19 protein-coding genes are annotated in these 19,339 nt (G+C 71.3%); 3 read left to right on the top strand and 16 right to left on the bottom strand.

Features of this window, described 5'->3' with window-relative positions:
• Positions 1–57: 57 nt before the first annotated feature.
• The 4 genes from mnmA to FRZ03_RS36660 form a co-directional block, all read right to left on the bottom strand.
• A complete protein-coding gene (gene mnmA, locus FRZ03_RS36675) occupies positions 58–1,179 on the bottom strand; it encodes a tRNA 2-thiouridine(34) synthase MnmA (protein ID WP_146469394.1) in 1,122 nt (373 codons plus the stop codon).
• A 306-nt stretch (positions 1,180–1,485) separates the two neighbouring features.
• Positions 1,486–2,655: a cysteine desulfurase family protein gene (locus FRZ03_RS36670; protein ID WP_146469393.1), complete on the bottom strand. Its 1,170-nt coding sequence runs from the start codon at positions 2,653–2,655 to the stop codon at positions 1,486–1,488.
• Between the two features lie 109 nt (positions 2,656–2,764).
• A complete protein-coding gene (locus FRZ03_RS36665; RefSeq protein ID WP_146469392.1) occupies positions 2,765–3,043 on the bottom strand; it encodes a DUF4190 domain-containing protein in 279 nt (92 codons plus the stop codon).
• Between the two features lie 34 nt (positions 3,044–3,077).
• Positions 3,078–3,245 carry a hypothetical protein gene (locus FRZ03_RS36660; protein ID WP_146469391.1) on the bottom strand — a complete coding sequence of 56 codons (168 nt, stop codon included), beginning with the start codon at positions 3,243–3,245 and terminating at the stop codon, positions 3,078–3,080.
• Positions 3,246–3,391: 146 nt separating this feature from the next.
• Here FRZ03_RS36660 and FRZ03_RS36655 point away from each other — a divergent pair, with 146 nt between their 5' ends.
• A complete protein-coding gene (locus FRZ03_RS36655) occupies positions 3,392–4,018 on the top strand; it encodes a TetR family transcriptional regulator (RefSeq protein WP_146469390.1) in 627 nt (208 codons plus the stop codon).
• Positions 4,019–4,031: 13 nt separating this feature from the next.
• On the opposite strand, the gene FRZ03_RS36650 is transcribed toward FRZ03_RS36655, so the two are convergent.
• Positions 4,032–4,994 (bottom strand): helix-turn-helix transcriptional regulator, encoded by a 963-nt coding sequence (locus FRZ03_RS36650; RefSeq protein WP_146469389.1) that lies wholly within the window; start codon positions 4,992–4,994, stop codon positions 4,032–4,034.
• A 102-nt stretch (positions 4,995–5,096) separates the two neighbouring features.
• On the opposite strand from FRZ03_RS36650, the gene FRZ03_RS36645 reads away from it, so the two are divergent.
• Positions 5,097–5,696 carry a TIGR03086 family metal-binding protein gene (locus FRZ03_RS36645; protein ID WP_146469388.1) on the top strand — a complete coding sequence of 200 codons (600 nt, stop codon included), beginning with the start codon at positions 5,097–5,099 and terminating at the stop codon, positions 5,694–5,696.
• On the opposite strand, the gene FRZ03_RS36640 is transcribed toward FRZ03_RS36645, so the two are convergent.
• Positions 5,683–6,543 carry a thioesterase family protein gene (locus FRZ03_RS36640; RefSeq protein ID WP_146469387.1) on the bottom strand — a complete coding sequence of 287 codons (861 nt, stop codon included), beginning with the start codon at positions 6,541–6,543 and terminating at the stop codon, positions 5,683–5,685. The two genes, FRZ03_RS36645 and FRZ03_RS36640, sit on opposite strands and share 14 nt — an antisense overlap.
• Positions 6,544–6,672: 129 nt before the next feature.
• On the opposite strand from FRZ03_RS36640, the gene FRZ03_RS36635 reads away from it, so the two are divergent.
• Positions 6,673–8,001, top strand: a complete 1,329-nt coding sequence (locus FRZ03_RS36635; RefSeq protein WP_146469386.1) for an alpha/beta hydrolase — start codon at positions 6,673–6,675, stop codon at positions 7,999–8,001.
• Here the strand turns inward: FRZ03_RS36635 and FRZ03_RS36630 are convergent.
• The 10 genes from FRZ03_RS36630 to FRZ03_RS36585 all read right to left on the bottom strand — a co-directional run.
• On the bottom strand, positions 7,910–8,569 hold the full coding sequence (locus tag FRZ03_RS36630; protein WP_146469385.1) for a trimeric intracellular cation channel family protein: 660 nt from the start codon (positions 8,567–8,569) through the stop codon (positions 7,910–7,912). The two genes, FRZ03_RS36635 and FRZ03_RS36630, sit on opposite strands and share 92 nt — an antisense overlap.
• 47 nt (positions 8,570–8,616) lie before the next feature.
• Positions 8,617–10,008: a M1 family metallopeptidase gene (locus FRZ03_RS36625; protein WP_146469384.1), complete on the bottom strand. Its 1,392-nt coding sequence runs from the start codon at positions 10,006–10,008 to the stop codon at positions 8,617–8,619.
• 101 nt (positions 10,009–10,109) lie between these two features.
• The gene (locus FRZ03_RS36620) at positions 10,110–11,735 is read right to left on the bottom strand and encodes a dipeptide ABC transporter ATP-binding protein (protein WP_146469383.1); all 1,626 of its coding nucleotides are present in this window, start codon (positions 11,733–11,735) and stop codon (positions 10,110–10,112) included.
• Positions 11,732–12,817 carry an ABC transporter ATP-binding protein gene (locus FRZ03_RS36615; RefSeq protein WP_146469382.1) on the bottom strand — a complete coding sequence of 362 codons (1,086 nt, stop codon included), beginning with the start codon at positions 12,815–12,817 and terminating at the stop codon, positions 11,732–11,734. The genes FRZ03_RS36620 and FRZ03_RS36615 overlap by 4 nt, the downstream gene beginning before the upstream one ends.
• Positions 12,814–13,821, bottom strand: a complete 1,008-nt coding sequence (locus FRZ03_RS36610; protein WP_146469381.1) for an ABC transporter permease — start codon at positions 13,819–13,821, stop codon at positions 12,814–12,816. Before FRZ03_RS36610 ends, FRZ03_RS36615 begins: the two co-directional genes overlap by 4 nt.
• Positions 13,822–13,893: 72 nt before the next feature.
• Complete coding sequence (locus FRZ03_RS36605) at positions 13,894–15,642, bottom strand: ABC transporter substrate-binding protein (RefSeq protein WP_464862821.1); 1,749 nt, start codon at positions 15,640–15,642, stop codon at positions 13,894–13,896.
• A 52-nt stretch (positions 15,643–15,694) separates the two neighbouring features.
• Positions 15,695–16,693: an ABC transporter permease gene (locus FRZ03_RS36600; RefSeq protein WP_146469379.1), complete on the bottom strand. Its 999-nt coding sequence runs from the start codon at positions 16,691–16,693 to the stop codon at positions 15,695–15,697.
• A 294-nt stretch (positions 16,694–16,987) separates the two neighbouring features.
• A complete protein-coding gene (locus tag FRZ03_RS36595) occupies positions 16,988–17,800 on the bottom strand; it encodes an enhanced serine sensitivity protein SseB C-terminal domain-containing protein (RefSeq protein WP_146469378.1) in 813 nt (270 codons plus the stop codon).
• Positions 17,801–17,895: 95 nt separating this feature from the next.
• Complete coding sequence (locus FRZ03_RS36590) at positions 17,896–18,681, bottom strand: enhanced serine sensitivity protein SseB (protein WP_146469377.1); 786 nt, start codon at positions 18,679–18,681, stop codon at positions 17,896–17,898.
• 42 nt (positions 18,682–18,723) lie between these two features.
• A partial coding sequence (locus FRZ03_RS36585; protein ID WP_146469376.1) for an AAA family ATPase occupies positions 18,724–19,339 on the bottom strand: 616 nt, incomplete at its 5' end.

Genomic DNA, 19,339 nt, shown 5'->3' with positions numbered 1-19,339 from the left:
CCGGGGTCACGCCCGCCGGCCGGACCGACCGCCCGCGTGCTGGAGAACCCGGTGGCGTCACGCCGCCGCGGTCGCCCGGGTGGTCGAGGCGATCGTGGCCGAGCCGACCACCCGCGTGCCGTCGTAGAGCACGATCGCCTGGCCGGGGGCCACGCCGCGGACGGGCTCGGTGAAGGTGACGCGCAGTTCGCCGTCGACCGGTTCGGCGCGTACCTCGGTCTCGCCGCCGTGGGCGCGCAGCTGGGCGGTGTAGGTGCCGGGGCCGGTGGGGGCGGTGCCGCACCAGCGGGGCTTGATCGCGGTAAGGCCCACCACGTCCAGGGCGGCGGCCGGGCCGACCGTGACCGTGTTGGTCACCGGGGAGATGTCGAGGACGTAGCGCGGCTTGCCGTCGGGGGCCGGGGTGCCGATGCGCAGCCCCTTGCGCTGGCCGATCGTGAAGCCGTACGCCCCCTCGTGCGTGCCGAGCCGGGTGCCGGACTCGTCCACGATGTCGCCCTCGGCCTTGCCGAGCCGCTGGGCGAGGAAGCCCTGGGTGTCGCCGTCGGCGATGAAGCAGATGTCGTGCGAGTCGGGCTTCTTGGCGACCGCCAGGCCCCGGCGCTCGGCCTCGGCGCGGATCTCCTCCTTGGTGGTGACCGTGTCGCCGAGCGGGAACATCGCGTGCGCGAGCTGCCTCTCGTCCAGCACGCCGAGGACGTACGACTGGTCCTTGGCCATGTCGGAGGCGCGGTGCAGCTCGCGGGAGCCGTCCTCGCGGACGATCACCTTGGCGTAGTGGCCGGTGCAGACGGCGTCGAAGCCGAGGGCCAGCGCCTTGTCGAGCAGCGCGGCGAACTTGATCTTCTCGTTGCAGCGCAGGCAGGGGTTGGGGGTGCGGCCGGCCTCGTACTCGGCGATGAAGTCCTCGACGACGTCCTCGCGGAAGCGGTCGGCGAGGTCCCAGACGTAGAAGGGGATGCCGATGACGTCGGCGGCGCGGCGGGCGTCGCGGGAGTCCTCGATGGTGCAACAGCCCCGCGCGCCGGTGCGGAAGGACTGGGGGTTCGCGGAGAGCGCGAGATGGACGCCGGTGACGTCATGGCCGGCTTCCGCGGCACGCGCGGCGGCGACGGCGGAGTCCACCCCGCCGGACATGGCGGCGAGGACGCGGAGGGGGCGCTGCGGGGTCTCAGTCATAACGCTTCCAGGGTACGGGGCCGCGGGAACCGGGCCCCGAAAAAATCATGGATAGGGCCCTTTATGTCTGGTATGGGCAGTCTTATTCTGTTGGTAGGCCTACGGGACGAGTGAGGGAGTCCGAGTGGAGTAGCCGACGTCAGCGAGACACCGCAAGGTATCCGCTGGTGCCGACGTCGACGCTCGGGCTGAGAGGCCGGAAGGTCGCGAGACCGGAAGGCGACCCCCAGTACCTGATCCGGGCAATACCGGCGAAGGGAACCCGCCTCGTAGGTCGTTTCGTGTGTCCGGGGCCGGTTCGGGGGCTCAGGTGAGACCGGCCGCGCGGGCGCGTTCCACCGCCGGGCCGATGGCCGCGGCGACGGCGGCCACGTCCGCCTCGGTGGAGGTGTGGCCGAGGGAGAAGCGCAGGGTGCCGCGGGCCAGGTCCGGGTCCACCCCGGTGGCCAGCAGGACGTGGCTGGGCTGGGCGACGCCCGCGGTGCAGGCGGAACCGGTGGAGCACTCGATGCCCTGGGCGTCCAGCAGGAGCAGCAGGGAGTCGCCCTCGCAGCCAGGGAAGGTGAAGTGCGCGTTTGCGGGCAGCCGGCCGCCGGGCGCGGGGTCGCCGCCGAGGATCGCGTCCGGCACGGCGGCCCGCACGGCGTCCGCCAACCGGTCGCGCAGGGCGCCGACTTCACGGGCGAACTCCTCCTGCCGCGCGGCGGCGATCCGCCCGGCGACGGCGAAGGAGGCGATGGCGGGGACGTCGAGGGTGCCGGAGCGCACGTGCCGCTCCTGGCCGCCGCCGTGCAGCACCGGGACGGGGGTGTGCTCGCGGCCCAGCAGCAGGGCGCCGATGCCGTAGGGGCCGCCGATCTTGTGGGCCGAGACGGTCATCGCGGCGAGGCCGGAGGCGGCGAAGTCCAGCGGGACCTGACCGAACGCCTGGACCGCGTCGGCGTGCAGCGGGATGCCGAACTCGGCGGCCACGTCGGCCAGTCGGCGGATCGGCATGATGGTGCCGATCTCGTTGTTGGCCCACATCACGGTGGCCAGCGCGACGTCCTCGGGGTTGCGGGCGATGGCCTCGCGCAGGGCCTCCGGGTGGACGCGGCCGTGGGTGTCGACGGGCAGGTACTCGACGGTGGCGCCCTCGTGCTCGCCGAGCCAGTGCACGGCGTCGAGGACGGCGTGGTGCTCGACGGGGCTGGACAGGACGCGGGTGCGGGCGGGGTCGGCGGCGCGGCGGGACCAGTACAGCCCCTTCACGGCGAGGTTGTCGGCCTCGGTGCCGCCGGAGGTGAAGACGACCTCGCTGGGCCGGGCGCCGAGCGCTTCCGCGAGGGTCTCGCGGGATTCCTCGACCGTGCGGCGGGCCTGGCGGCCGGAGGCGTGCAGGGAGGAGGCGTTGCCCGTGACGCCCAACTGGGCGGTCAGGGCCTTGGCCGCCTCCGGGAGCATGGGGGTGGTCGCGGCGTGGTCGAGGTAAGCCATGGTGTGCAGAGTCTACTTTGACCGGCCGGCGCACCCCGGCGCGGCCGGACGTGGCGGCGGGGCCGCGGCGGCACGGCGGCCGCCGCCCGCCCGGCGGGCTCCGGCCGCGTCACAGGCTCCAGGACACCGTGTGCGACATCTGCATCGCCGCCAGCAGGACCGCGAGGTCGGCGACGCCCAGGGCGAGGCCCAGGTAGGCGCGGCCCCGGCGGGCGGTGCCACGCCACAGGGAGACGGCGGCCAGGACGATGGCGACCGGGCCGAGGAAGAGGTTCAGCACGAGCAGGCCGAGCAGGCCGAGGATGAAGGACGCGACGGCCATGCCGTCGGCGTCGCGGGTGCGGGCCGGGGCCTTGGCGCGGCTCGTGGCCGGTGCGGTGAGTTGCATGGTGCTCGAGCTCCCGATGGTGGTCGTCGGACGGTCAGTCGGCCGAGGTGTGGCGGCGGCGGCCGAGACGCTCGCGGACGGCGAAGACGCCGAGCCAGACGGCGATGACGGCGGCCAGCGCGCCGGTGACGGTCAGCGGTGCGTGGGCCACGGTGCCCAGCACCACACCGAGCAGCATGAATGCGGCGACGAGGAACAGCATGGGAATCGGGTCCCCCCTCTGGGATGCCTCGCGTTCCGGTCTCTGTGAAGTCTCGGTGAACAGTTGTAGTAACAGTTGTTCACTGACTTCAGCATAACCCGTCCGACGGCTTTTCAATTCCAGAGAACAGTTGTTAACTGGATGACATGAGTCACACCCTCGGCATCCGGCAGGCGCAGAAGCAGAAGACCCGGCAGGCGTTCCTCGACGCGGCGCTCGCGCTGCTGGCGGAGCAGAGCCTGAGCAGCCTGGGCCTGCGCGAGGTCACCCGGGCCGTCGGCCTCGCCCCCACCGCCTTCTACCGGCACTTCCGCTCGATCGCCGACCTCGGTGTCGCCCTGGTCGACGAGGCGCTGGGCAGCCTGCACCCGATGGTGCGCGAGACGGTGGCGACGACCGGCGACAGCGAGGAGCGCATCGCGCGCGGCATCGAGCTGATCGCCGACTACGTGGCCGCGCACCCCGCGCACGTACGGTTCATCGCCCGCGAGCGCAACGGCGGGGTGCAGCCGGTGCGCCGGGCCATCGGCGACCAGCTGGACCGGTTCGCCGAGGAGGTGAAGGCCGAGCTGGCCAAGGACCCCCAGACGGAGGGCTGGAGCGACGCGGACGTGCTGATGCTCGCGCACCTCTACGTCGACCAGATGCTGATCACCGCCTCCCTGTTCCTGGAGGCGCTGGAGGGTCCGGCCGAGGAGCGGGAGCGGGTGACCCTGCGGGCCACCCGGCAGCTGCGGCTCATCACCATCGGCCGCGACCACTGGCTGGACTGAACTCCCGGGCCGCTCAGGCCCGTTCGTACAGCGCGCCGACCGCGCGCACCCCGTCGAGCAGTTCCGCGCGCGCCTCGGGCGGGTCCAGGATCTCCACCTGGTCGGAGAAGGCGAGGAGTTGGCGCACGGCCCGCAGCACCGGGTAGGTCAGCCGGGCGGTGACCCAGTCGCCCTCGCCGTCGTCCTCGGGCGGTTCGGCGAGGTCGGCCGCGGCCATCCGGCGGAACATGTCGAGCCGCTCCCGCCGCACCCGTACCGTGACCTCGATCCCGCCCGGCCGCTCCTCCACCTGGCGGCGCAACTCCTCCCAGACGTCCGCGAGTTCGACGCCCGGCCGGCGCCGTACGGGATCGTCGAGGAGACGGGCCGAGCGGACCCGGTCGGCGCGGAACAGCCGGGGCCGGCCGCGGGTGTCGGCGACCAGGTACCAGACCCCCGCCTTGGCGACCAGGCCGTACGGGTCCACGGTGTACGCCCGCGGCTCCCGCTGCCCGCTGTGCCGGTAGCGCAGCGCGAGGCGCCGGTCGCCGAACACGGCGTCCTGGAGGACCTCCAGGTCGGCGGCCTGGCGCGGGCCGCTCTTCCAGCGGGTGGCGTCGACCAGGATGCGGCGGCTGGTCACCTCGGCGGCGGGCCGGTGCGGCGCGGGCAGCGCGGCCATCACCTTGCGCAGGGCCGAGCCGAGGGCCGCGTCGAGGCCGAGCGCGGCATGGGCGCCCTGGGCGGCCAGCACGAACAGGGCGCGGGACTCGTCGGCGGTCAGCCCGGTGACGTCGGTGCGGAAGCCGGCCAGGAGTTCGATGCCGCCGTGCCGTCCGCGCTCGGCGTAGACCGGGACGCCGGACGCCGACAGCGCCTCGATGTCCCGGTAGACGGTGCGCACCGACACCTCCAGCCGGTCGGCGAGTTCGCGCGCGGGCACCCGGCCCCGGGTCTGGAGGAGCAGCAGGATCGACAGCAGTCGGTCGGACTTCACGCGGGCCAGCATCGCGCGCGCACGAACGGCTCGCAAATGTTGACGGATCCTGTCAGGTTATCGGCGCACCCTCGTCCCGCAACGGCTTACGAGAGGAACGCCATGACCACCGGTTTCACCGACCCCCGCCCCGTCTACACCCGCGCCACCGAGCAGGCGGCGGCGGTCATCGCGGCGGTGCGCCCCGAGGACCTCACCCGGCCCACCCCCTGCGCCGAGTTCGACGTACGGGCCCTGCTGAGCCATGTCGTCGGCGGCACCCGGCGGATCGCGATCGTCGGGGAGGGCGGTGACGGACCGGCCGTCGAGGCGGTCGCCGAGGGCGTGCCGGACGACGGCTGGCCGGCCGCCTACGACGAGGTGCGCGTCCGGGTGCTGAAGGCGTGGGAGAGCGACGAGCGGATGACCACGCCGGTGACGGTGCCCTGGGGCGAGTCGCTCCCCGGGCACGCGGCCCTGTCCGGTTACGTGATGGAGCTGGTCACCCACACCTGGGACCTGTCCGAGGCGCTCGGCCACCCGCTCCCGCTCGACCGGGAGCCGGCCGAGTTCGCCCTCGCGACGGCCCGCCGGGTGCTGCCGGACTCGCGCCCCCGGGACGAGCGGACGCCGTTCGGCGCCCGCCGCGAGGCTCCCGAGGGCGCGGGCCCCTACGAGCTGCTGGCGGCCTGGCTGGGCCGCGCCCCGCTCAGCCGAGCCTGACCCGGGCGAGCTGCCGGGACTGGGCGACCAGCCGGTCCGCGCTGTCCCAGACCTCGGCGTCCTCCTCCAGGAAGCCGCCGGCCAGGTTGCGGGTGCTGATCGACACCCGCAGCGGGCCGGGGGCCGGGCGCTGCCGGACGTGGACCGTCAGCTCGACCGTGGGCACCCAGCCCTGCAGGCCCATCTCGAAGGCGGTGGGCGGCAGGGCGTCCACCGCGAGCAGCAGGGAGAGCGGATCGGCGTCGCGTCCGTCGGCCAGGCCGAACCAGGCGCGCATCTCGCCCTTGCCCGAGGGCTGCCCGAGCGCCCAGCCGAGGGTCGCGGGGTCCAGCTTGAGCATCAGCCGGCCGGCGATGGCGGAGCCGCCCTGGAGCGGGTCGGGGCCGTCCTCGGGCCCGAAGCACTGCTCCAGGGGCGGGATCGGGGGCGGCGTCGCGGTCGTGCGGACGTCGTCGGGCAGGCCGGCGAGGTCGCCGTAGGAGGCGAGGACGCGGATGCGTTCGACCTCGTCGCCCTCCTCGTCGTACTGGAAGAGCGAGGCCTGACCGGTGGAGAGGGTGCGTCCGGTGCGCACCGTCCGGGTGCGGACGACGGCCTTGCCCGGCCGCGAGGCGGTCAGGTAGTGCGCGGAGATGGTGAAGGGGTCGGGGTGCGGGAGGGCGTCCCCGAGGGCCCGGCCGAGCACGGCCAGCAGGTAACCGCCGTTGACGGCGCCGAGGATGGTCCAGCCGGCCGAGAGTTCGAGGTCGTAGACCCCCTCCTCGCGGCGGAAGACGGCGGTGTCGCGGTCGAACTCGCTGTCGCCGATCAGAGCCCGTGCGGCTGCTGCGGAAGCTGCGTCTGACATGGCTGAACGGTACAACAGGAAATTACTAAGCGGTAGCTTTTCAGGCTCCCGGGTGAGGTTCCGGCAATTTCTCGGTAAGTGTCCGGACACGTCCGTAACCCCAAGCCCCCGTTTCCCCTCTATGAGGGCATGAGCCTCACCGGGACTCCGTTCCTCTACACGACCGTCGTGCTGGCCGTGGTCGCCCTCATACTGCCGCTCGCGCTGTGGTCGCGCACCCGCGGGCCCAAGCCCCTGCGCGTCGCGACCCGGGTGCTGATGCTGCTGTTCGCCCAGGGTACGGCCGTCACGCTGGTCTTCGTGCTGGTGAACAACCAGAACAACCTGTACGACAACTGGGCCGACCTCTTCGGCACCGGCAACCACGTCCAGCAGGCCGCCGACCTCGGCCGCGACGGCACCGGCGGCATAGCGGTGAAGCGGTTGCCCCCGGTCAAGCAGACCTTCGCGGCGGCCTCCGGGCCCGGTATGCGCGCGGCCGGCGGGGTGCGCGTCACCCAGCTCAAGGGCCGCGTCTCCGGGGTGAACGCCGAGGTCTACGTCTGGCTGCCGCCGCAGTACGACGAGCCGGCCTACCGCCACAAGAAGTTCCCGGTGGTCGAGCTGCTGCCCGGTTACCCCGGCTCGGCGAAGGCCTGGTTCGGCTCGATGAAGACCCACGAGCAGTTGCTGCCGCTGATGCGCAGCGGCCGGGTGGCGCCCTTCATCCTGGTCGCCCCGCGCACCAACCTGCTGGCCGGCGTGGACACCGGCTGCGCCAACATCCCGGGACAGGTCAACGCCGACACCTGGCTCAGCATCGACGTGCCGAAGATGGTCATGGACAACTTCCGCGCCCAGCCGGCGCCGCAGGGCTGGGCCGTGGCCGGTTACTCGGCGGGCGCGCACTGCGCGGTCAAGCTGGCCGTGGCGCACCCCGACCGGTACCGGGCCGCGGTGAGCATGTCCGGCTACAACGACCCGATCGGCGAGCGCAACTCGCTGGCCGCGCAGACCCCCGCGCTGCGCGCGGAGAACAACCCGTTCCTGCTGCTGAAGAAGGCGGCCGTGCCGCCGCCGGTCGCCCTCTACGCCTCCGGCGAGTCCGGCGACGGCTACGAGGCGGGCATGGCGCTGGAGTCGGTCGCCAAGGCGCCGACCACCGTGCACGTGGTCTTCCTGCCGCGCAGCGCGGGCGGTCACACCATGGCGCTGTGGCGGCCGCAGGTGCCCACGGTGTTCCGCTGGCTGACGCTCCAGATGGGCCAGAACCACGCCCCGGGCACGGACCGTTCGCTGACCGGCGGCGCCGGCTCGGCCCACGGGAAGGCCGGCTCCCCCACCGGCACCACCGGTACCACCGGCACCGCCGCGGGACAGACGGGGACTACTCCTCGGTCACCGTCGACCGACGGTTCCACGCGCGCGGCGCTCGCCAGTGGTACCGCATCGCGAGCAGGCGCAGCACAAAAGCCGTGACGGCCGCGAGCCCACTGGTGAGGGGGGTCAGCGCGTCGTAGCGGATGCACAGCACCACCATGCCCGCGCCGACCATCGCCGGGACCGCGTACAGGTCGCGGTCCCAGCGCAGCAGCGAGGGGACCTCGTTGGCGAGGACGTCGCGCAGCACACCGCCGCCGACGGCGGTGGCCAGCCCCAGGGTCGCCGACGCGGTCAGGCCGAGGCCGTACCCGTAGGCCTTCGTCGTGCCGCTGACGCAGAACAGGCCGAGGCCGGCCGCGTCGAAGACCAGGACCGCCGTCTGGATGCGCTCCACGTGCGGGTGCAGGAAGAAGACGACGAGCGTGGCGAGCAGCGGGGTCACGAAGTACCCGAGGTCCGTGAAGGCCGCCGGGGGCACGGCCCCGATGACCACGTCCCGGAAGAGCCCCCCGCCCAGCGCGGTGACCTCGGCGAGGACGGCGATGCCGAAGACGTCGAAGTTCTTCCGGACGGCCAGCAGGGCGCCGGAGATCGCGAAGACGAAGATGCCGATCACGTCAAGCGTGTGCTGGACGGAGGGACTGAAGAACTGTTGGAGCTGCACCCTGACATTCTCACCTGTCGCCCGGGCTGCACCTTACAAAGCCAGGCTCACAGGGTCGGTTTACCTGTGGTGAACAGCCAGGTGTCGAACAGGTCGCCGAGCTGCTGCCCGCTGATCCGCTCGGCGAGGCGGATGAAGTCGGCGGTGTCCGCGTTGCCGTACCGGTGGAGCTTCGTCCAGGCGGGCAGCAGCTCGAAGAACGCCTTGTCGCCGATCCGCTCGCGCAGCACCTGGAGGGTCATGGCGCCGCGGTCGTAGACGGCCGACGCGAACATGGTGTCGCGCTGCGGGTCGGCGACCTTGGTCCGCCAGAAGGAGGAGCCGGCGGGCGTGGCGTCGTACCGGGCGAGGAAGGCGTCGTGCGCCGAGCGGGTGCCCCGGTGCTCGGCCCACAGCCACTGGGCGTAGGTGGCGAAGCCCTCGTTGAGCCAGACGTCCTTCCACTGCGCCACGCTCACCGAGTCGCCGAACCACTGGTGGGCCAGCTCGTGCACGATGGTCGTCTCGCTGCGCACGGCCGAGTACGCGGGCTTGGACTGCACCTCCAGCGAGAATCCGGCCTCGGGCATGTCGTCCACGATGGCGCCGGTCTCCTCGAACGGGTACGGCCCGAAGAGCTTCGACCAGTAGTCGGTGGCCTCGGCGGTGACCGCGTACACGTCGACGCCGTTGGCGTTCTTCAGCACCGGGTCGATGGCGACGTAGACCGGGGTGCCGCCGGGGGTGCGGCCGGTGCGGACGTCGAACCTGCCGATGGTGGCGGTGGCGAGATAGGTCGCCATCGGCCGCGACTCCCGCCAGTGGGTGTACGTCGAGCCGCCCTGGTCGTGGGTCGAGACCAGCACGCCGTTGGAGACGCCGGTCAGACCCTTGGGCGCCTTGATCCGGATGTCGTAGGTGGCCTTGTCGGACGGGTGGTCGCTGGACGGGAACCAGGTGGAGGCGGCGTTGGGCTCGCAGGCGACGAAGACGCCGTCGGCGGTCTTCATCCAGCCGTACTTGGAGCCGAAGACGATGGGGCCGCTGAGGGGCTGGGGCACGCCGCCGTAGGTGACGGTCACGGTGAAGTGCCGGCCCTTGGCCAGCGCGCCGCGCGGGGTGACGGTCACCTCGTCGCCGTCCCGGCTGAACGCGGCCGGTCTGCCGTTCACCCGGACCTCGGTGATCTCCAGCTGCTGGAGGTCCAGGTCGAAGGAGGAGAGGGCCTGGGTGGCGCGGGCGGTGAGGGTCGTACGACCGTCCAGCCGGCCGGTGTCGGGGGCGTAGGCGAGGTCGAGGTCGTAGTGCAGGGCGTCGAAGCCGCCGTTGCCCAGGTTCGGGAAGTAGGGGTCGCCGATGCCGGGAGCGCCCGGGGTGGGGGCGGGGGCCGCGCCGATCAGGAGGAAGGAGACCGCCGCGGTGGCGACGGCCCCTGCACGTGCCGAACGGGAGAGTGCCATGAGTCGTCCCTTTCGAGCGTGTACCGATCACGTGTCGGACACGGACGACTCTGCACTCTCCCGTTCAGGCATGTACATGCCCTTGCGCGCCCTCTTCTGGGCTATTTGCCGCGCGGCTTCTTCGCCTTGGCCTGCTTCGCGGGCTCCGCCGCGGGCTCGGCGGGGGCCTCGGCCTCCGGCTCGGCGGGGGCACCGGCTTCCGGCCCGGCCCCGGAAGCGGACCCGCCGGGGGCCTCCGGCTCGGACTCGGAAGCGGCCTCGGCCTCCGGCTCCGACTCGGACGCGGACCCGGCCTCGTCCGAGGTCTCCGACCCGGTCTCGGACTCCGACGAAGTCTCCGGCTCCGGCTCGGACGTCGCCTCGGGCTCGGCGTCCGCCTTGGCCTTGGCGCCGTTGTCGGCCTCAGGCTTCGTGTCGGCCTCAGGCTTCGAGTCGGCCTCAGGCTTGGCGTCCGCCTTGGCCTTGGCGCCGTTGTCGGCCTCGGCCTTGGCATCGGCCTCGGGCTTCGCGTCGGCGGTGGCCTTCGCGTCGGGGGCGGACGGGGACGCCGCCCCGGTCTCCGCCGTGGCCTGCGCGCCGGACTCCTCGGCGCCGGCGGAGGTCGCCGTGTCCGGCACCAGCTCCGACGCCTCCTTCGCCGCGGACAGCAGGACCGTGTCCTGCGGGGCCTGGTCGGCGAAGTTCTCCGGGTGGTGGCAGGCGACCCGCTGACCGGGCCTCAGCTCCAGCAGCGGCGGCTCGGTCGTCTTGCAGATCTGCGTCGCCTTCCAGCACCGCGTGTGGAAGCGGCAGCCCGACGGCGGGGCGATCGGCGAGGGCACGTCGCCACGCAGCAGGATGCGCTCGCTCTTCTGCCCCCGGCGCTGCGGGTCCGGCACCGGCACCGCGGACATCAGCGCCTTGGTGTACGGGTGCATCGGCGACTCGTACAGCGCCTTGCGGTCGGCGAGTTCGACGATCTTGCCGAGGTACATCACCGCGATCCGGTCCGAGACGTGCCGGACGACGGAGAGATCGTGGGCGATGATCACGTAGGTCAGGCCCAGCTCCTCCTGGAGGTCGTCCATCAGGTTGACGACCTGGGCCTGGATCGACACGTCCAGCGCGGAGACCGGCTCGTCGGCCACGACCAGCTTCGGCTTCAGGGCGAGCGCGCGGGCGATGCCGATGCGCTGGCGCTGGCCGCCGGAGAACTCGTGCGGGTAGCGGTTGTAGTGCTCGGGGCTCAGACCGACCAGCTCCAGCAGCCGCTGGACCTCCTTCTTCACCCCGCCCTCGGGCTCGACGCCCTGGAGCCTGAACGGCGCCGAGACGATCGAGCCGATGGTGTGCCGGGGGTTCAGGGAGCCGTACGGGTCCTGGAAGATCATCTGGATGTCGCGGCGCAGCGGGCGCATCTCGCCGGTCGACAGCCGGGTGATGTCCTGGCCCTCGAAGGTGATCTGTCCGCCGGTCGGGTCCTGGAGGCGGGTGATGACCCGGCCCATGGTCGACTTGCCGCAGCCCGACTCGCCGACCACGCCCAGGGTCTCGCCCCTGCGCACCTCGAAGTCGATGCCGTCGACGGCCTTCACCGCGCCGACCTGGCGGCGCAGTATGCCCTTCCGGATCGGGAAGTGCTTGGTCAGGCTCTCGACCTTGAGCAGCACCTCGCGCTCGTCCGGAGCCGACGCCTGCTCGGGTACCACGGCCTTCGCGGCGGCGTCCGTCTTCTTCGTCTCACTCACAGCTTCGGCGCAATCTCTTCGGTCCAGATCCGCTCACGGTCCTCGGCCGACAGGTGGCAGGCGGACCAGTGTCCGGCGCCGACCGGTTCCAGCTCGGGGCGCACCGTGCGGCTGACATTGTCCGCGGGGATGTCCGCGTACGGGCAGCGCGGGTGGAAGGCACAGCCCGAGGGGACGTTGATGAGGCTCGGCGGCTGGCCCTTGACGGGGATGAGCCGTTCGGAGGTCTCGCGGTCGATGCGGGGCATCGAGCCGAGCAGGCCCCAGGTGTAGGGGTGCTGCGGCTTCTCGAAGACCTGCCCGGCCGGGCCGCGCTCCACGCAGCGGCCGCCGTACATCACGAGGACGTCGTCGGCGATCTCGGCGACCACGCCGAGGTCGTGCGTGATCATGACGACCGCGGAGCCGAACTCCTTCTGGAGGTCCCGGATCAGGTCGAGGATCTGCGCCTGGACGGTCACGTCGAGCGCGGTGGTGGGCTCGTCCGCGATCAGCAGTTCGGGGTTGTTCACCAGCGCCATGGCGATCATGGCGCGCTGGCGCATGCCGCCGGAGAACTCGTGCGGGTAGCCGTCGACGCGCTTGGCCGGCTCGGGGATGCCGACGCGGTCGAGCATCTCGATGGCGCGCGCCCGGGCGACCTTCTTGCTGACCTTGTGGTGCACCCGGTAGGCCTCGACGATCTGGTCGCCGACCTTGTAGTAGGGGTGCATCGCGGACAGCGGGTCCTGGAAGATCATCGCCATCTCGCGGCCGCGGAGCTTGCGCACCTCGTCCGGGGAGGCGCCGACCAGTTCCTTGCCGTTGAGCCAGATCTCGCCGGACATCTGCACGTTCTTGCCGCGCGCGCCGAGCCGGTGCAGGCCCATGACGGCGAGCGAGGTGACGGACTTGCCGGAGCCGGACTCGCCGACGATGGCGAGGGTCTTGCCCTTCTCCAGCGAGAAGGAGAGCCCGTCGACGGACTTCACGAGGCCGTCGTCGGTCGGGAAGTGCACCTTGAGGTCGCGGACCTCCAGGAAGGCCGACGGCGCCTTGTCGCCCGCGGTCTCGTCCGTGGCGGTCTTGGAGAGTTCGGTCACGAGAGCCTCACCCGCGGGTCGGCGGCGGCGTAGAGCACGTCCACCAGGAGGTTTGCGATGACGACGAAGGCGGCGGCGAGCAGGGTCACGCCGAGGATCTTCGGCAGGTCGTTGTCGGTGATGCCCTGCACCGCGTACTGGCCGATGCCGGGCAGCGAGAAGACCGACTCGGTGATCACGGCGCCGCCGAGCAGCAGGCCGACGTCCATGCCGAAGACGGTGATGATCGGGGTGAGGGCGGCCCGCAGGCCGTGCCGGACGACGACGGTGCTCTCGGGCAGGCCCTTGGAGCGCGCCGTGCGGATGAAGTCCTCGTTCATCGTCTCCAGCATGCCCGAGCGGGTGAGCCGGGCGTAGATCGCGGAGTACAGCAGGGCGAGCGAACACCACGCGGGGAACAGGGTGTTGGCCCACTGCGCCGGGTTCTCGGTGAACGGGACGTAGGTGCGGCCGAAGATCGGCCACTTGTAGGTGAAGAGCAGGATCGCCAGGTTGCCCGTGAAGAACATGGGCAGCGAGACGCCGGCGAGGGCGACGCCCATGAAGGTGCGGTCGAACAGCGAGCGCGGCTTGAGCGCGGAGACGACACCGACGGCGACACCGGAGAGCAGCCAGAGCACGGCGGCACCCGCGGCCAGCGAGAGGGTGATCGGAATGCGGGAGGTGAGCTGCGACCAGACCGCGACGTGATCCTTGAAGGAGTAGCCGAAGCAGGGAACGTCGCAGTGCACCGTCTTGGGGCCGAGGTTGTAGTCGGTGCCGACCACGATCCCCTTGATGAAGTGCCAGTACTGGACGTAGACGGGCTGGTCCAGACCGAGATTGTGCTTGACCGCGGCGATGTCCGCCTTCGACGGGCTCTTTCCGATGTACTGCTGCGCCAGTTGGTCCGCTGTCTGGCCGACGAGCCGTGGCAGCAGGAAGAAGATGGCGAAGGTGACCGCGGTGACGACCAGCAGCAGGATCACTGCCGCGAACGTCCGGCGGAGGATGTACGAGATCACGGGGACCGGCGCTGGTGCCCGCGGGCCGCGAAGCCCGCGGGCACCAATGCCTTCACCTGCCTTCCGGGGCTGCTACTTCTTCGTGGTGCCGAGGTTGAGGTAGTCGTACTGACCGCTGAAGGCGGCCGTGGAGACCACGTTGGTGGCGTACGGCGAGCGGTACAGCAGAACCTTGAAGTAGGTCAGCGGGACCAGCGCGGCGTCGTCCATCACCTGCTTGTCGATCTGCGCGTACAGGGCGTTGCGCTTGGCCGTGTCCGGCTCGGCGATCGCCTGCGCGAGCAGGCCGTCGACCTTCTTGTTCGAGTACTGCGACAGGTTGGTGTTGCCGGACTGGCTGATCGCCTTGCTGTTCAGGATCTGCTGGAGGAAGCCGTAGCCGGAGGGCCAGTCGGCACCCCACTGCATCATCATCAGACCGATGTTCTGCTTCTCGGTGAAGCTCGGCACACCCGCGTAGTCGGTGAAGTACTTGCCCGCCGGGTACTGCTTGAGGGTGGCGTTGATGCCGACCTTCTTCAGCGAGTTGATGATCGCGGTGGCCGCGTCGACCTCACCCGGGCGGTCGGACCGCGCCGTGATGTTGGTGTTGATCGTCTTCTGGCCGCAGGCCTTCAGCTGGTCCTTGGCCTTGGCGATGTCGCCCTTGCCGCCCGCGGTCGCGTAGACGTCCGCCTTCTGGTAGCCGGTGATGTCCGGCGGCAGCACGGTGGAGGCGACGTCACCGCGGATCGGGCCGCCCAGGGCGGTCTGCACGGAGACCTTGTCGATGGCGTACTCGACGGCCTTGCGGCAGGCGACGTTGTCGAACGGCTTCAGCTTGGTGTTGATCGCCGCGTAGACCAGACGGCCACCGTAGGTGTTGTCCGTGCTGGCCTTGCCGTCCGCGGAGTTGAGCAGGTCCGCCTGGGTGGAGGCCTGGACGCCGGTGCCCACGAGGTCGACGGTGGCGTCGCCGGACTGGAGGTCCTTGTCGATCGTCTCCGGGTTGACCTTCAGGTTGACGACGATCTTGCTGGCCAGCTGCTTGCGCAGCGGGTCGGTCTTCGGGTCCCAGTTCTTGTTCGGGACCAGGACGGCCTGCTTGCCCTCCTGGTAGCTCTGGAACTGGTACGAGCCGGAGGACACGATGTGCTTGATGTAGTCGACGCCGTCGTCCTTGGCCTGCGGCACCGGCGCCGTCTGCGGCGTGGCGACCAGGTAGTCGAACTCCTGGAAGGCCCGGTTCAGGTGGAAGACGATCGTGCTGTCGTCCGGCGTCTCGATCGAGGACAGGCCCTTGGCGCTCTTGTCCTTGTACGGACCCTTGTACTTGTCGCCGTCCTTCATGAACTGCTGGAAGTAGTTCGGACCGAGCGAGAGCACATCACGCGCGAAGTTGGACCGCTCGACGGCGTACTTGACGTCCTTCGAGGTGATCGGCGTGCCGTCCTGGTACTTCAGACCGGAGCGCAGCTTGTACGTCCAGGTCTTGCCGCCGTCGCTGGCGACACCCTTGCTCGCGGCGAGGTCCGGGACCAGGGTGTTGCCCTTGGGACCGGCGCCGGGCTGGAACGTCATCAGCGGACGCGCGTAGAGGCGGCTGAAGTTGTACATGTACGCGTAGTACGTGTTGCCGGGGTCGAAGGAGTCCGGCACGTCCGACATCTCGTAGGTGACGGTGCCACCCTTCTTGTCGGACGCGTTGACGACGCCCTTGGTCGCCGCGTTGGCGCCGGCCGCCTTCGGTGTGTCCTTGTTGTCATCGGCCTTGCTGCAGCCTGCGAGCAGCAAGCTTGCGGAGCCGATGGCCGCGACCGCGGCCAGCGCTGACCTTCGCATGATGGTCTGCTTCCCCTCCATTGATCGGAAACTTGATGGGCTCTCTGGCTGCCTAGCGGCTGCGCGGGTCGAGAGCGTCGCGGAGACCGTCGCCGAGCAGGTTGAACGCCAGGACGGTGATGAAGATGGCCAGGCCCGGCACGATCATGTACTGGGGATCGACCTGGTAGTAGGTGACCGCTTCGCGGAGCATGCCGCCCCAGGAGGCCTGCGGGGGCTGGATGCCGACGCCGAGGAAGCTCAGGGACGCCTCGAAGATGATGTTGGTCGGGATGAGCAGCGTCGAGTAGACGATGATCGGGCCGACCAGGTTCGGCATCAGCTCACGGAAGAGGATGTACGGGCCCTTGGCACCCATGCCGCGGGCCGCGTCGACGAACTCGCGCTCGCGCAGGGCCAGCGTCTGGCCGCGCACGATCCGGCCCAGATAGGGCCAGTTGAAGAAGCCGATCACGAAGATGAGCACCGCGAGGTGGAGCGGCAGCCCGTTCAGACCGAAGGCGCCGCCCTGGAGGGTGGCGGAGATCGCGATGGCGAACAGCAGCAACGGGAAGGCGAGGAAGACGTCCATCAGCCGGCTGATGATCGAGTCGACACGGCCGCCGTAGTAACCCGCGATCACGCCCATGATCGCGCCGATCACATTGGACAGGATCGTGGCGCCGAAGGCGACGACCAGGGAGACCCAGGAGCCCTCCAGGACGCGGGTGGCGATGTCCCGGCCGAACTTGGGGTCCACGCCGAGCGGGTGGTCCATGCTCATGCCGCCCCAACTGCCCTTGGGCAGCGAGGTGTCGGGCACGATCAGGTCCTGGTGGAAGGCGTTGGGGTCGAGGCCGAAGAGGGCCTGGACGGGGCGCGAGAGGATGGCCAGGAGGATCAGCAGGATCACGATGACCCCGCCGGCCACGGCGACCTTGTCCCGCTTGAACCGGGCCCAGGCGATCTGGCCCAGGGAACGACCCTCGATCCGCCCCTTGTCGGCTCCCGCGAGCACAGCCTCCGGCTGCGCGTCGGCTGCCGCCCCGGTGGTCTCGATCGGTGCGGTCACGATGTGCGACCCCTCTCGCCGGTGGTGACCGGCCTGCGCTGCCGCGGTTTGCGGCTTTGTCGACTTGCCATCGATCACGAGGCTGGGCCTCATGTCTGAGTGGGGAGTCTTCAGCGTCTTTGCGATCACTCGCCAGAGCTGACGGTGAAAGTATGCGCAACCGTGATGCACTCCGGAGGATTCCGTTATCCGAACAGTGGGTAACGCCCCCCGGACACGGGGCAGTTGGGACACAACGCCGCAATGCCGCGGTTCGGGAGGTACGGCCTCAGGGGCGCCCGTACCGGCGGTGGCTCAGTAACCGCCGTGCACCGGTGGATATCCGTACCCCGGCGCATGGGCCCGGAGTTGGGGCCGGGGCGCGGGGGCGGGCGCCGCGGCGTGGGCCTCGCGGTCGTAGAACGGGCGGGCGTTGGCCCGCATCCACATCACGACCGGGTCGTGGTCGTCGGTCAGCGCGACCGTGGAGACGGCAAGGCCCTCCGGGACGGCGCCGACGGACTGCTGCATCATCGCGCGCACCGAGTCGACGGCGGCCGGCGAGGTGTCGTACAGGTCGAGGCCGATGGCGAGGTAGGGCGCTCCGAGCGCGGGCTGCACCCAGGCGCGGCGCAGGGAGCGCAGCGCGGGGGTGCGGTGGGCGTGCTGGGCGAGCAGGGCGTAGAACTGCGGGATCTCGATGCCGGGTTCGGACAGCCGCAGTGGTCCGGCGGGCTGGCGGTCCAGCCCGGTGGCGATGCGGCGCAGGTCCAGCCAGGGGATGCCGACGCCGCCGCCGGGGGCGTGCGGGTTGAGCCAGAGGCCGTAGTGGTCGGGGTAGAGGGTGCGGGCGACGTCCAGGCCGTCGATCACCTCGTAGGAACGGTTCCAGCCGCTGGCCGACAGTTCCTGGGCGGAGGTCACACAGGGGGCGTAGTGGAAGCCCTCCACCTCCATGTCCCCGTACTGGGCGTCCGGGGAGCCGGCCTGGCCGTGCCACAGCAGCATCCAGATCTGGCCGGCGGAGGGGGTGGCGAGGGCGCGCAGGAGGGCTTCGTAGGCGTCGTAGCGTCCGGGCGTGACGTGGCGCAGCGTGTGTTCGACGCTTCCGCTGTGGGTGGCGCTCACCTTGTCATGCCCTTCTTTTTCATCATGTCCCGCGTGTGGAGACAGCTTATGCGCCGATGGGCCCGGGCCTCGTTGTCCGTACGCGGGTGCCCGGCCTACTGAACGTAGAAGGGTCGGACGCTTGACTTCAGCCACTCCGCGACCGGGTCGTCCGTGACGTCCAACAGGACCAGGTTGACCGGCCACCGGACCGGGACCTGGCCGAGGGCGCGGCCCAGGGCCTCCAGCGGGACGGCCCGGAAGTCGCCCTCCCACTGGGAGAGTTCGACGCCGACGAACATGACCGGGTCGGCCGTCTCGATGGCGGCCAGGCAGCGGCGGGCGGTGCGCACCACGCCGGTCGCGGCGAACTCGGCGGACGCGGCGGAGAAGAAGTCGACCGGGTCGTCCTGCCAGTCGGGCTCGAACAGGCGGACGCGGCCGCCGCCGGCCGGGCCGTCCAGCGGGGTGCGGCCGGCGCGGCACAGCTCGGCCACGGCCTCGGGCGGCAGCGGGATGCCGACCACACCGCCGGGGTTGACCGCGATGCCGGCCTGCGGGGGCAGTCCGCGGGCGAACTCCACGGCCGGGGCGATGGTGTACGCCATGTGGGAGCCGGTCGCCTGGCGCAGCTGCTCCTCGGAGCTGAACACCGGGACGTACGCCTGGCCGTCGATCTCCAGTCCGGGCAGGTCCAGCGGGCCGCTGCCCGGACCGCCACCGTTGGGCAGCGGCACCCACAGGAAGCTGCGGCCGAGGACCTCGATGATCCGGCCGCCCGCCGCGGGTATGCCGAGGGAGGCCGACAGCACCTCCTCCAGTTCGTTGCCGGGCCAACCGCCGTGCGGGTGGGGGTGCGCCTGTGCCGGGAAGTCCGCGGGAATGTCCGCCGGGAAGTCCATCTGCCTACCGCCTGCTGGGAACCACTGCTGGGACCATGAAGGCTAACGGTTGCCGGTGACGGAGCCGCACCCCCTGAACACGATCCGCTGTATCGCGTCCGCCGCGGGCCGGTCCAGCAGCACCGCGGAGCCGCAGCCCGCGGGCAGCTCGCCGCGCTGCACCGCGCCGAGCAGCCGGGCCGTCGTGCGGCGGTGGCGGCCGAAGGCGAACCGCGAGACGCCGCGGCCGCGTTCGCGCTGGCCCGCGCGGGCGGTCCGCTCCGGCACGTCCAGCAGGACCAGGTGCAGGGTGCCGCCGGCGCGCCGGGCCGCGCGGGCGAGCCAGGCGCGCACCCAGGGCTGGGTGCCGCAGTCGTGCACCACCAGTCCCGGTCCGGTGCGCAGGGCGCGGCGCAGCGCGAGGTAGTGCGCGGCGCGCACCAGGGGTCGGTAGAGGGCGTACGGCAGGCACCGGGGCAGCCGGGCGGCGAAGCGCTCGCGGGTGTCCTGGGAGTCGATGCGGCGGCCGGCGACCGCACGGCGCATCAGCGTGGACTTGCCGCTGCCGGGCAGTCCGCTGAGGACGACGAGGTCACGGGGGCCGAAGCACAGTGTGCGGGGTGCGTGGTCCGCCCGGTCGCGCAGGTCCCAGGCCCGTGTCCGCTCCGCCATGCCCGCT

The organism is Streptomyces misionensis, assembly GCF_007896895.1.
Taxonomy (GTDB): Bacteria; Actinomycetota; Actinomycetes; order Streptomycetales; family Streptomycetaceae; genus Streptomyces; species Streptomyces misionensis_A.
The sequence above is the reverse complement of the archived record's forward strand: the minus strand, read 5'-3'. Positions and strand labels throughout refer to the sequence as shown.

Bases quoted from the DNA above. Each gene is read 5' to 3' on its own strand.
- FRZ03_RS36590 (WP_146469377.1), bottom strand. From the start codon at position 18,681: ATGGACTTCCCGGCGGACATTCCCGCGGACTTCCCGGCACAGGCGCAC.
- FRZ03_RS36670 (WP_146469393.1), bottom strand. From the start codon at position 2,655: ATGGCTTACCTCGACCACGCCGCGACCACCCCCATGCTCCCGGAGGCG.
- FRZ03_RS36605 (WP_464862821.1), bottom strand. From the start codon at position 15,642: ATGCGAAGGTCAGCGCTGGCCGCGGTCGCGGCCATCGGCTCCGCAAGC.
- FRZ03_RS36655 (WP_146469390.1), top strand. From the start codon at position 3,392: ATGAGTCACACCCTCGGCATCCGGCAGGCGCAGAAGCAGAAGACCCGG.
- FRZ03_RS36665 (WP_146469392.1), bottom strand. From the start codon at position 3,043: ATGCAACTCACCGCACCGGCCACGAGCCGCGCCAAGGCCCCGGCCCGC.
- FRZ03_RS36645 (WP_146469388.1), top strand. From the start codon at position 5,097: ATGACCACCGGTTTCACCGACCCCCGCCCCGTCTACACCCGCGCCACC.
- FRZ03_RS36635 (WP_146469386.1), top strand. From the start codon at position 6,673: ATGAGCCTCACCGGGACTCCGTTCCTCTACACGACCGTCGTGCTGGCC.
- FRZ03_RS36660 (WP_146469391.1), bottom strand. From the start codon at position 3,245: ATGCTGTTCCTCGTCGCCGCATTCATGCTGCTCGGTGTGGTGCTGGGC.
- mnmA (WP_146469394.1), bottom strand. From the start codon at position 1,179: ATGACTGAGACCCCGCAGCGCCCCCTCCGCGTCCTCGCCGCCATGTCC.
- FRZ03_RS36640 (WP_146469387.1), bottom strand. From the start codon at position 6,543: ATGTCAGACGCAGCTTCCGCAGCAGCCGCACGGGCTCTGATCGGCGAC.
- FRZ03_RS36625 (WP_146469384.1), bottom strand. From the start codon at position 10,008: ATGGCACTCTCCCGTTCGGCACGTGCAGGGGCCGTCGCCACCGCGGCG.